Genomic DNA, 10,840 nt, shown 5'->3' on the forward strand with positions numbered 1-10,840 from the left:
GGGCGCACCGCCATGAACGTCTCGGCGCATCTCGACACCTTCGCGCGCGACCATCTCCCGCCGGCCGACCAGTGGCCCGAGCTCACCTTCGATCTGCCCGAGCTGCGTTACCCCGAACGGCTGAACTGCGCCGCCGAGCTGCTGCACGGCCCCCCGGACGACCGTCCGGCGTTCCACACCGCCGACGGTCCCAGCTGGACCTACGGCGAGCTGCGGGCCCGGGTCGACCGCCTCGCGCACCTGCTGACCGGCGACCTCGGGGTCGTCCCGGGCAACCGGGTGCTGCTGCGCGGCCCCACCAGCCCCTGGCTCGCGGCCTGCTGGCTCGCGGTGCTGAAGGCGGGCGCGGTCGCCGTGACCGTCCTGGCCCAGCAGCGCCCGCAGGAGCTGCGCACGATGTGCGGGATGGCCGAGGTGAGCCACGCGCTGTGCGACATCCGGGCCGTCGACGACCTCGCCAAGGCGGAGATACCCGGGCTGCGGATCGCCACGTACGGCGGTGACGCCCCGGACGACCTGCTCGAGCGGCCGGCGCCGCACGCCCCGTACACGCCCGTGGACACCGCCTGCGACGACGTGGCGCTGATCGCCTTCACCTCCGGCACCACCGGCCGGCCCAAGGGCTGCATGCACTTCCACCGGGATGTGCTGGCGACGGCGGACACCTTCTCCCAGCATGTGCTCCAGCCCCGTACGGGCGATGTCTTCACCGGCAGTCCCCCGCTCGGCTTCACCTTCGGGCTCGGCGGGCTCGTGGTCTTCCCGCTGCGGGCCGGGGCGAGCGCGCTGCTGCTCGAACAGGCCGGTCCCCGGCAGCTGCTGTCCGCCGTCGCCGAGCACCGGGTGACGGTGCTGTTCACCGCACCGACCGCCTACCGCGTGATGCTGGATGAACTGGACGGGCACGACGTCTCCAGCCTGCGCCGCTGTGTATCGGCCGGCGAGAACCTGCCCGCGGCCACCTGGCGGGCCTGGCACGAGCGGACCGGGCTGCGCATCATCAACGGCATCGGCGCCACCGAACTGCTGCACATCTTCGTCTCCGCCGCCGACGAGGACATCAGGCCCGGCACCACCGGGCTGCCGGTGCCCGGCTGGCAGGCGCGCGTGGTGGACGCCGACGGCCGGGAGAAGCCCGACGGGGAGCCGGGACTGCTCGCGGTGCGCGGGCCGGTCGGCTGCCGCTATCTCGCCGACCCCCGCCAGCGCGAGTACGTACGGCACGGCTGGAACATCACCGGCGACACCTACGTCCGGGAGAGTGACGGCTACTTCCGTTACGTCGCCCGCGCGGACGACATGATCATCTCGGCCGGGTACAACATCGCGGGCCCGGAGGTCGAGGAGGCGCTGCTGCGCCACCCGGACGTACTGGAGACGGCGGTGGTGGGCCGGCCCGATGCCGCGCGCGGACAGGTCGTGATGGCGTTCGCGGTGCTCAGGCCGGGCGCGCCCCGGGACGCGGCGGCGCTGCGCGCCTTCGTCAAGGCGGAACTCGCGCCGTACAAGTGCCCGCGCGAGATCGTCTTCCTGGACGCCCTGCCGCGCACGGCGACCGGCAAGCTCCAGCGGTTCAGGCTGCGTCTCGCGGCCGACGCCGCGGGTGACCGGCAGTGATACCGACGACCTAAGATGATCAACGTGTCCGACCAGCATGCACCACGGTCCTTGATCGTCACGCTCTACGGCGCCTACGGCCGCTTCGTGCCCGGCCCGGTGCCCGTCGCCGAACTGATCCGGCTGCTGGCCGCGGTGGGCGTGGACGCTCCCTCGGTGCGCTCGTCGGTGTCCCGCCTCAAACGGCGCGGGCTGCTCGTCCCCGCCCGTACCGCCGAGGGCGCGGCCGGTTACGAACTCTCCCCGGACGCGCGCCAGTTGCTCGACGACGGCGACCGGCGCGTGTACGCCACCGCGCCGCCCGACGAGGAGGGCTGGGTCCTGGCGGTCTTCTCCGTACCGGAGTCGGAGCGCCAGAAGCGGCACGTGCTGCGCTCCCGGCTGGCGGGCCTCGGCTTCGGCAGCGCCGCCCCCGGTGTGTGGATCGCGCCCGCGCGGCTGTACGAGGAGACCCGGCACACCCTGGCGCGGCTGCGCCTGGAGGCGTACGTCGACTTCTTCCGCGGTGAGCACCTCGGCTTCGCGCCCACCGTCGAGGCGGTCACCCGCTGGTGGGACCTGGCGGCCGTCGCCAAGGAGCACGAGGCGTTCCTCGACCGCCACGCGCGCGTGCTGCACGCCTGGGAGCAGCGCTCCGACACCCCGCCCGAGGAGGCGTACCGCGACTATCTCCTCGCCCTGGACTCCTGGCGGCATCTGCCGTACGTCGATCCCGGGCTGCCCGCCCGGCTGCTGCCCGAGGACTGGCCCGGGGTGCGGTCGGCGGAGGTGTTCCGTGCGCTGCACGCGCGGCTGCGGGACGCGGGGGCCGTCTTCGCCGGGCTGTGACACCGGCCGTACCTTCGGTCACTCAGGGAACCCTTGCAACAAGGATGTACGCCCTCATGTCCCCAGCGTCAGGCGGGGCTTGGGGGCGTCCGTGCGGCCCGTCCGGGGGTGGCGGCTGCCCGCCCGGTACTGGTCCGGCCAGACGACGCCCGGTCCCTCGTACGACTGCTCCGCCGCCGCGTGCAGCGTCCAGTTGGGGTCGTAGAGGTGGGGGCGGGCCAGGGCGCACAGGTCGGCGCGGCCCGCCAGGAGCAGGGAGTTGACGTCGTCCCAGGAGGAGATCGCGCCCACCGCGATCACCGGGACGCCGGTGCTGTTGCGGATGCGGTCGGCGTACGGCGTCTGGTACGAGCGCCCGAACTCCGGTTGCTCCTCGGCCACCACCTGCCCGGTCGAGACGTCGATCGCGTCGGCGCCGTGCGCGGCGAAGGCGCGGGCGATCTCGACGGCGTCCTCGGCACCGGTGCCGCCCTCGGCCCAGTCCGTGGCGGAGATACGGACGGTCATGGGCCGTTCCTGCGGCCATACGCCCCGGACCGCGTCGAAGACCTCCAGCGGGAAACGCAGCCGCTTGTCCAGGGAGCCGCCGTAGGCGTCGGTACGGCGGTTGGTCAGCGGGGAGAGGAAGCCGGAGAGCAGATAGCCGTGCGCGCAGTGGAGTTCGAGGAGGTCGAAGCCCGCGCGGGCGGCACGCCAGGCCGCCGCCGTGAACTGCTCGCGCAGATCGGTGAGCTGGGCGCGGGAGAGCTCGCGCGGGGTCTGGCTCCCGGGCTTGTACGGGAGCGCGGAGGCGGCCACCAGCGGCCAGTTGCCGTCGGGCAGCGGCTCGTCCATGCCCTCCCACATCAGCCGGGTGGAGCCCTTGCGCCCGCTGTGGCCGAGCTGCACGCCGATCGCGCTGCCGGGCGCCCGGGTGTGCACGAAGTCGGTGATCCGGCGCCAGGCCTCGGCCTGCTTGCCGTGGTAGAGGCCGGTGCAGCCGGGGGTGATCCGGCCCTCGGGGCTGATGCACACCATCTCGGTCATCACCAGGCCGGCCCCGCCGAGGGCCCGGGCGCCCAGGTGGACGAGGTGGAAGTCGCCGGGGAGTCCGTCCACGGCCGAGTACATGTCCATCGGCGAGACGACGATCCGGTTGCGCAGGGTCAGCCCGCGCAGCCGGAACGGGGTGAACATCGGCGGCGTACCGGACGGGCAGCCGAAGGCGCGTTCCACCGATTCCGTGAAGCGGGCGTCGCGCAGGCGGAGGTTGTCGTGGGTGACCCGGCGGCTGCGGGTGAGCAGGTTGAAGGCGAACTGGCGCGGGGGCTGGCCGAGGTAGCGGGCGATGTCCTCGAACCACTCCAGGCTGGCGCGGGCGGCGCGCTGGGTGGAGGCGACGACGGGTTTGCGTTCCTCCTCGTACGCGCTGAGCGCGCTGGGGATGCCGGGCTGTTCCTGGAGGCACGCGGCGAGTGCGAGGGCGTCCTCCACCGCCAGCTTCGTGCCCGAGCCGATGGAGAAGTGGGCCGTGTGCGCGGCGTCGCCCAGCAGCACGATGTTCTCGTGCGACCAGCGTTCGTTGACGACCGTGCGGAAGGTCGTCCACGCGGACTTGTTGGAGTGCAGGGGGCGGCCGCGCATGGCTTCCGCGAAGATCTTGGCGCAGCTCTCGATGGATTCCTGCGGGTCGGGCCCGTCGAATCCGGCGGCGCGCCACACCTCTTCGCGCATCTCGATGATGACGGTGGAGGCGGCGCGGGCATAGGGGTAGCCGTGCAGTTGCATCACGCCGTGTTCGGTCTCGGCGATGTCGAAGCGGAAGGCGTCGAAGGCGAAGTCGGTGGCCAGCCAGATGTAACGGCAGTGGTGGGTGGCCACATGGGGGCGGAACACAGGGGCGTAGGCCGCACGGGTGGTGCTGTGCACACCGTCGGCGGCGATGACCAGGTCGTGGGTCTCCGCCAGCCGGGCGGGGTCGGGGGCCTCGGTGTGGAAGCGCAGGTCCACGCCGAGGGCGCGGCAGCGGTCGTGCAGGATCTCCAGGAGGCGTTTGCGGCCGAGGGCGGCGAAACCGTGTCCTCCGGAGGTGTGGCGGGAGTCGCCGTGGACGATGTCGATGTCGTCCCAGCGGATGAAGTCCTGTTGCAGGGCCGCGTAGACCTCGGGGTCGGCGTGTTCTATGCCGCCCAGGGTTTCGTCGGAGAGGACCACGCCGAAGCCGAAGGTGTCGTCGGGGGCGTTGCGTTCCCAGACGGTGATCTCGCGGGCGGGGTCGAGGCGTTTGAGGAGGGCGGCGGCGTAGAGGCCGCCGGGGCCGCCGCCGATGATCGCCACCTGGAGGGGGTGGCTGGTGGTGGTCGGCGGCTGCGGGTGGGTGGGGGCTGGTCGCGCGGTTCCCCGCGCCCCTGGGGTCGGAACAGTCACCGTCCCCTCCATTTGGGAGGTCGCTTCGCGGTGAAGGCCGCGTGGAACTCCGCGTAGTCCTCGCCCGTCATCAGCAGGGCCTGTGTCGAGGCGTCCAGTTCCACCGCTGCCGCCAGGGGCATGTCCAGTTCCGCCGTCAGGAGCGCCTTGGTCTGGGCGTACGCCAGAGCCGGGCCCTCGGACAGGCGGCGGGCCAGGGACCGTGCCGCCTCGTCCGCCCGGCCCTCCTCCGTCAGCTCGCTGATCAGGCCGATGCGCTCGGCCTCCGGCGCCCGTACCGGGTCGCCCAGCATCAGCAGGCGGGTGGCGTGGCCGAGGCCGACGACCCTGGGCAGCAGGTACGCCGCTCCCATGTCGCCGCCGGACAGGCCGACCCGGGTGAACAGGAACGCGAAGCGGGCCGAGGGGTCGGCGACGCGGAAGTCGCAGGCCAGGGCCAGCACCGCGCCTGCGCCCGCCGCCACGCCGTGGATCGCCGCGATCACCGGGAACGGGCACTCGCGGACCGCCCGCACCACCTGGCCGGTCATCCGGTTGAAGTCCAGCAGCTGGGCCGTGTCCATGGACAGCGTCTCGCCGATGATCTCGTCCACGTCCCCGCCGGAGCAGAAGCCGCGCCCCTCCCCGGCCAGCACCAGGGCTCGTACCGCCCGCTCCCGGGACAGCTCGGCGAGGAGGTCGCGCAGGTCGGCGTAGGCGCCGAAGGTGAGGGCGTTGAGCTTCTCGGGGCGGGCGAGGGTGACGGTGGCGACGCCGTCGGTGAGGTCCACCCGCAGATGGCGCCAGCGCTCGGTCCGGGCGGCGGAGCCGGTGAAGGGACTCATGGCGGGCGGCCTCCTCGGGCGGACTGCGGGCGGCGCTGTTCCACTGAGGTCTACCCGACGAAGTTATCACCCATCCGTGACTGTCGTCAGGACAGCGCGATACGTCACGGCGGCGACCCGGGTGTCACGGGTCGTCGACGCCCGGGTAACGACGGGAGCAACGGCGCGAGGCGCGCCGCTCACCTGGGTAGGCCGCTGGTCACCGGGGTGAAGGGCCCCGGGCGGTGCCCGCCGGACGCCTTCGGCGAGGGCCCCGTACCATTCCTCTGGTCGAGAGCAGGACTGCCTGCTTGATGAACGGATCCGCCGTGCACGATCGCCTCCCCGCCTCCGCCTCCTGGCGCATCGCGCTGCCGCACACCACCGCGGCGGTGCCGGTCGCGCGCGCCCTGATCCGTACCGCCCTGGCCGAGCTGGAGCATTGTGCCGACAGCGACACCGCGGAGCTGCTGACCGCGGAGCTGGTGGCCAACGCCGTGGAGCACACGGCGGGCGAGGGGCCGATAGAGCTGGTGGTCCGGCTGCTGCCGGGCGGCTGCCAGGTCGAGGTGCACGACCCGGACCCGGCGCCGCCGGGGAACCTCACCCGCCCCTGCGAGGGGGAGCCGGATCCCTGGCAGGAGCACGGCCGGGGGCTGCTGCTGATCCGCACGCTGAGCTCGTCGTGCGGTCACCGGCCGACGCCGTCGGGGAAGGCTGTGTGGTTCAGGTTGCCGGCGATACCGGCGCAGCGGCGGCCCGGGTAGGCGGTCTCAGGCCAGCGTGGCGACCAGGACCGCCTTGATCGTGTGCATGCGGTTCTCCGCCTCGTCGAAGACCACCGAGTGCGGCGACTCGAAGACCTCGTCGGTGACTTCCAGGGAGTCCAGGCCGTGGGCCTCGAAGATCTCCCGGCCGACCTTCGTGCCCAGGTCGTGGAAGGCCGGGAGGCAGTGCAGGAACTTCACGTCCGGGTTGCCGGTGGCCCGCAGCACGTCCATCGTGACCGCGTACGGGACCAGCGCCTTGATCCGCTCGTCCCAGACGTCCTTGGGCTCACCCATCGAGACCCAGACGTCCGTGGCGACGAAGTCGGCGCCCAGGACGCCCTCGGCCACGGACTCGGTGAGCAGGACGGCTGCCCCGCTGGTCTCGGCGAGCCGGCGCGCCTCGGCGACGATGTCCTCGTGCGGCCAGTACGCCTTGGGCGCGACGATCCGCACGTCCATGCCGAGCAGCGCGCCGGTGATCAGATAGCTGTTGCCCATGTTGAAGCGGGCGTCGCCGAGGTAGGCGAAGGCGATGGAGTCGTCCAGGGTCTTCGGGGTGTGCTCCAGCATGGTGAGGACGTCGGCGAGCATCTGGGTGGGGTGCCAGTCGTCGGTGAGGCCGTTGTAGACCGGCACCCCGGCGTGCGCGGCCAGCTCCTCGACCTTCTCCTGGCTGTCCCCGCGGTACTCGATGGCGTCGAACATCCGCCCGAGCACCCGCGCGGTGTCCTTGACCGACTCCTTGTGCCCGATCTGCGAGCCGGAGGGGTCCAGGTAGGTCGTCGAGGCGCCCTGGTCGGCGGCGGCGACCTCGAAGGCGCAGCGGGTGCGGGTGGACGTCTTCTCGAAGATCAGCGCGATGTTCCTGCCGCGCAGGTGCTGCGGCTCGGTCCCGGCCTTCTTGGCCGCCTTCAGCTCGGCGGCCAGCTCGATCAGCCCGCGGAACTCCTCCTCGGTGAAGTCGAGCTCCTTGAGGAAGTGGCGGCCGGCGAGGGCGGTCGGGACTGTCGCCATGGGGGCGCTCCAGAGATACGTGAACAATGACCCTGGAAGTCTATACGATGTTCCACATTTATATACAGGGCGGCTTGGGCTACACGGCCCCTCGCTCGACCGGGCAGCTCATGCAGCGCGGACCGCCCCTCCCCCGGCCCAGTTCGCTGCCCGGGATCTCGATGACCTCGATGCCCTGCTTGCGCAGATGCGTGTTGGTGGTGGAGTTCCGCTCGTAGGCCACGACGACGCCCGGCTCGACCGCGAGGACGTTGCAGCCGTCGTCCCACTGCTCCCGCTCGGCCGCGTGCACGTCCTGGGTCGCGGTCAGGACCCGGATCTCGCTCAGCCCGAGGGCGGCGGCGATGGCGCGGTGCATGTGCTCCGGCGGATGGTCGGTGACCTTCAGCTCCTTGCCGTCGACGCCCGGCTCGATGGTGTACGAGCGGAGCATGCCGAGCCCGGCGTACTGGGTGAAGGTGTCGCCGTCGACCATCGTCATCACGGTGTCGAGGTGCATGAAGGCACGCCGCTTGGGCATGTCCAGGGCCACGATCGACTGGGCGGAACCCGCGGCGAACAGCTTGTACGCCAGCATCTCCACGGCCTGCGGGGTGGTGCGCTCGCTCATGCCGATCAGCACGGCGCCGTTGCCGATCACCAGGACGTCGCCGCCCTCGATGGTGGACGGGTAGTCGGCCTGCCCCTCGGACCAGAAGGGGAACGTCTCCGCACGGAACAGCGGGTGGTGCCGGTAGATCGCCTCGAAGTGCACGGTCTCGCGCTGACGGGCCGGCCAGCGCATGGCGTTGACGGAGACGCCGTCGTAGATCCAGGCGGAGGTGTCGCGGGTGAAGAGGTGGTTAGGCAGGGGCGCGAGGAGGAAGTCGTCGAGCTCCATGGCGTGGAAGCGCACGGAGGTCGGCTCCGGGTGGGCGTCCAGGTACTCGCGCTTGGTCATGCCGCCGACGAGGGCCTCGGCCAGTTCGGGGGCGGGCAGGTTCTCGAAGGCGGCGCGCAGATGGTCGGTGGCGAGGACGCCGTATTCCTTCTCGTCGAAGACGCGGTCCAGTACGAGGGTGCGGGCCGCCGGGATCGCCAGGGCCTCGGTGAGCAGGTCGCCGAAGAGGTGGACGGTGACCCCGCGGTCGCGCAGGACGTCGGCGAAGCCGTCGTGCTCGGCGCGCGCCCGGCGCACCCAGAGCACGTCGTCGAAGAGCAGCGCGTCCTTATTGCTGGGGGTGAGCCTTTTGAGCTCGAGATCCGGCCGGTGCAGGATGACGCGGCTGAGCCGCCCGGCCTCGGAGTCGACATGGAATCCCATGACTCCATCCTGACCACCGGGGGCGCCCTTCACCCCCTTCTTGACCACTTCCGGTTCTCGTCCCCTTGACGATAAACGGGCTCCCCGCTTATCGTCGTCATGACGAAAACCAGTGAGGGGGGTCATTCCATGGCCGACATCACCCGGCGCCTCGGGTGGCGCCATCTGCGCGGGGCGCCGACGGCGCACATCCGGCACCACCGCTCGGGCCGCCTGGTGCACAACGAACCCGGGATCAGCTTCTGGTTCCGGCCGCTCAGCGCGGCGATCTCCGAAGTGCCGGTCGACGACCGGGAGCTGGCGATGACGTTCCACGCCCGTACGGCCGACTTCCAGGACGTGGCCGTGCAGGCGACGGTCACCTACCGCATCAGCGACCCGGCCCTCGCCTCGGCCCGGCTGGACTTCTCGGTCGACCCCGACACCGGGGCCTGGCGCGGCGCTCCCCTGGAACAGCTCGGCACCCTGCTCACCGAGACGGCCCAGCAGCACGCCCTCGCCGTCCTCGCCCGTACGCCGCTCGCGTCGGCCCTGGTGGACGGGGTGAGCGCGGTGCGCGAACGGGTCGCCGCCGGGCTCGCCGCCGAACCCCGGCTGCCCGCCACCGGCATCGAGATCGTCGCCGTGCGGGTGGTGGCGCTGCGCCCGGAGCCGGAGGTGGAGCGGGCGCTGCGGACCCCGGCGCGCGAGCTGATCCAGCAGGAGGCCGACCGGGCCACGTACGAGCGACGGGCGGTGGCCGTCGAGCGGGAACGCGCGATCGCCGAGAACGAGCTGGCCAGCCAGATCGAACTCGCCCGCCGCGAGGAGCAGTTGGTCGATCAGCGGGGCACCAACGCGCGCCGGGAGGCGGAGGAGGCCGCCGCGGCCGACGCGGTACGGGCCGAGGCGGAGGCGGCTCGCTCGGTGCGGCTGGCCGACGCCGAGGCGCGGCGCACCGAACGGCTCGCGGAGGCCGAGGCCGCGCGTTCCGTACGGCTCGCCCGCGCCGAGGCCGAGGGCACCCGGGAGGTCGGTGACGCGAAGGCCGCGGCCCAGGCCGCCTGGCTGCGGGTGCACGCCGAGGTGGACGTCGCCGTCCTGCACGCCCTCACCGGCACCCGGCTCGCCGAGAACCTGCCCCGCATCGACAGCGTCACCGTCTCGCCGGACGTGCTCACCGGACTGCTCGCCCGGCTCGGCGACGGGGAGCGGACGTGAGTCTCGCGCCCCGGGCCGTGCTGGTCCACCGCACCACGGAGTACGAGGAGTTGGTGGCCCGGCACGGCACCCACGGCCAGGCCGCCTACTTCCTGCGCTCCCGCGGCCGGGACATCGAGGAGATCGCGGCCCGGCACCGCCGCACCCGCCGGGCGCTCGCCGAGGTGGCCGCGGCGATCCCGCTGACCTGGCGGCAGGCCCGGGTCGAGCGGGCCGACGTGGACCGCTTCCTGTTCGCGCCGCAGGACGTGGTCGTGGTGGTCGGCCAGGACGGACTGGTGGCGAACGTCGCCAAGTACCTGTCGGGGCAACCGGTGATCGGCATCGACGCCGAACCCGGACGCAACCCCGGGGTCCTGGTACGGCACCGGCCCGGGGACGCGGCGAAGCTGCTGGCGTCGGCCGGCACCTCGGCCGTGGACGAGCTCACGATGGTCGAGGCCGTCGCCGACGACACCCAGCGGCTGGTCGCGCTGAACGAGATCTATCTGGGCGCCGCCGGACACCAGACGGCACGGTACCGCCTGGGCCTGGAGGACGACGGGGGTGTCGTCGAGGCCCAGGCCTCGTCCGGGGTGCTGATCGGCACCGGGACGGGGGCGACCGGATGGCTCCGGTCGGTGTGGCAGGACCGGGGAGGGCGGCTGCGGCTGCCCTCCCCGGCGGAGGAACGGCTGGTGTGGTTCGTCCGCGAGGCCTGGCCCTCACCGGCCACCGGGACCTCCCTGGTGGCCGGTGAGCTGGCCGGCCCGGCCCGGCTGACCCTCACCGTCGAGTCCGAACGCCTGGTCGCCTTCGGGGACGGCATGGAGACCGACGCCCTGGAACTGACCTGGGGCCAGTCGGTCCGGATCGGCGTGTGCCGGGAGCGGCTGCGGCTCGCGGGGTAGAGCCGCCGG

9 protein-coding genes are annotated in these 10,840 nt (G+C 72.5%); 5 read left to right on the forward strand and 4 right to left on the reverse strand.

From position 1 onward, the window contains the following. Positions 1 to 12: 12 nt before the first annotated feature. Together ACFYW5_RS28465 and ACFYW5_RS28470 are read left to right on the forward strand one after the other, a co-directional pair. A complete protein-coding gene (locus ACFYW5_RS28465) occupies positions 13 to 1,617 on the forward strand; it encodes an AMP-binding protein (protein WP_389419946.1) in 1,605 nt (534 codons plus the stop codon). Between the two features lie 15 nt (positions 1,618 to 1,632). Then, positions 1,633 to 2,445 (forward strand): PaaX family transcriptional regulator C-terminal domain-containing protein, encoded by an 813-nt coding sequence (locus ACFYW5_RS28470; RefSeq protein WP_389419947.1) that lies wholly within the window; start codon positions 1,633 to 1,635, stop codon positions 2,443 to 2,445. Positions 2,446 to 2,499: 54 nt separating this feature from the next. Here the strand turns inward: ACFYW5_RS28470 and ACFYW5_RS28475 are convergent, their stop codons facing one another. Both ACFYW5_RS28475 and ACFYW5_RS28480 read right to left on the reverse strand, forming a co-directional pair. After that, positions 2,500 to 4,863 (reverse strand): bifunctional salicylyl-CoA 5-hydroxylase/oxidoreductase, encoded by a 2,364-nt coding sequence (locus ACFYW5_RS28475; RefSeq protein WP_389419948.1) that lies wholly within the window; start codon positions 4,861 to 4,863, stop codon positions 2,500 to 2,502. Beyond that, the gene (locus ACFYW5_RS28480) at positions 4,848 to 5,675 is read right to left on the reverse strand and encodes an enoyl-CoA hydratase family protein (RefSeq protein WP_389419949.1); all 828 of its coding nucleotides are present in this window, start codon (positions 5,673 to 5,675) and stop codon (positions 4,848 to 4,850) included. Before ACFYW5_RS28480 ends, ACFYW5_RS28475 begins: the two co-directional genes overlap by 16 nt. Positions 5,676 to 5,968: 293 nt before the next feature. On the opposite strand from ACFYW5_RS28480, the gene ACFYW5_RS28485 reads away from it, so the two are divergent. Further along, the gene (locus ACFYW5_RS28485; protein WP_389419950.1) at positions 5,969 to 6,421 is read left to right on the forward strand and encodes an ATP-binding protein; all 453 of its coding nucleotides are present in this window, start codon (positions 5,969 to 5,971) and stop codon (positions 6,419 to 6,421) included. A gap of 6 nt (positions 6,422 to 6,427) precedes the next feature. Here ACFYW5_RS28485 and argF read toward each other — a convergent pair whose 3' ends face one another. Next, positions 6,428 to 7,438, reverse strand: a complete 1,011-nt coding sequence (argF, locus tag ACFYW5_RS28490; RefSeq protein WP_389419951.1) for an ornithine carbamoyltransferase — start codon at positions 7,436 to 7,438, stop codon at positions 6,428 to 6,430. Between the two features lie 79 nt (positions 7,439 to 7,517). Then, positions 7,518 to 8,741 (reverse strand): arginine deiminase, encoded by a 1,224-nt coding sequence (locus ACFYW5_RS28495; RefSeq protein WP_389419952.1) that lies wholly within the window; start codon positions 8,739 to 8,741, stop codon positions 7,518 to 7,520. Positions 8,742 to 8,870: 129 nt separating this feature from the next. Between ACFYW5_RS28495 and ACFYW5_RS28500 the strand changes: the two genes are divergently transcribed. Continuing rightward, complete coding sequence (locus ACFYW5_RS28500) at positions 8,871 to 9,941, forward strand: SPFH domain-containing protein (protein WP_389419953.1); 1,071 nt, start codon at positions 8,871 to 8,873, stop codon at positions 9,939 to 9,941. Then, a complete protein-coding gene (locus ACFYW5_RS28505; protein WP_389419954.1) occupies positions 9,938 to 10,831 on the forward strand; it encodes a hypothetical protein in 894 nt (297 codons plus the stop codon). The genes ACFYW5_RS28500 and ACFYW5_RS28505 overlap by 4 nt, the downstream gene beginning before the upstream one ends. Positions 10,832 to 10,840: the final 9 nt, after the last annotated feature.

It is taken from the genome of Streptomyces sp. NPDC002779 (assembly GCF_042888685.1).
Classification (GTDB): domain Bacteria; phylum Actinomycetota; class Actinomycetes; order Streptomycetales; family Streptomycetaceae; genus Streptomyces.

Coding starts and splice junctions, on each gene's coding strand:
- ACFYW5_RS28470 (WP_389419947.1), top strand. CDS start 1,633: ATGATCAACGTGTCCGACCAGCATGCACCACGGTCCTTGATCGTCACG.
- argF (WP_389419951.1), bottom strand. CDS start 7,438: ATGGCGACAGTCCCGACCGCCCTCGCCGGCCGCCACTTCCTCAAGGAG.
- ACFYW5_RS28480 (WP_389419949.1), bottom strand. CDS start 5,675: ATGAGTCCCTTCACCGGCTCCGCCGCCCGGACCGAGCGCTGGCGCCAT.
- ACFYW5_RS28475 (WP_389419948.1), bottom strand. CDS start 4,863: ATGGAGGGGACGGTGACTGTTCCGACCCCAGGGGCGCGGGGAACCGCG.
- ACFYW5_RS28495 (WP_389419952.1), bottom strand. CDS start 8,741: ATGGGATTCCATGTCGACTCCGAGGCCGGGCGGCTCAGCCGCGTCATC.
- ACFYW5_RS28465 (WP_389419946.1), top strand. CDS start 13: ATGAACGTCTCGGCGCATCTCGACACCTTCGCGCGCGACCATCTCCCG.
- ACFYW5_RS28485 (WP_389419950.1), top strand. CDS start 5,969: ATGAACGGATCCGCCGTGCACGATCGCCTCCCCGCCTCCGCCTCCTGG.
- ACFYW5_RS28500 (WP_389419953.1), top strand. CDS start 8,871: ATGGCCGACATCACCCGGCGCCTCGGGTGGCGCCATCTGCGCGGGGCG.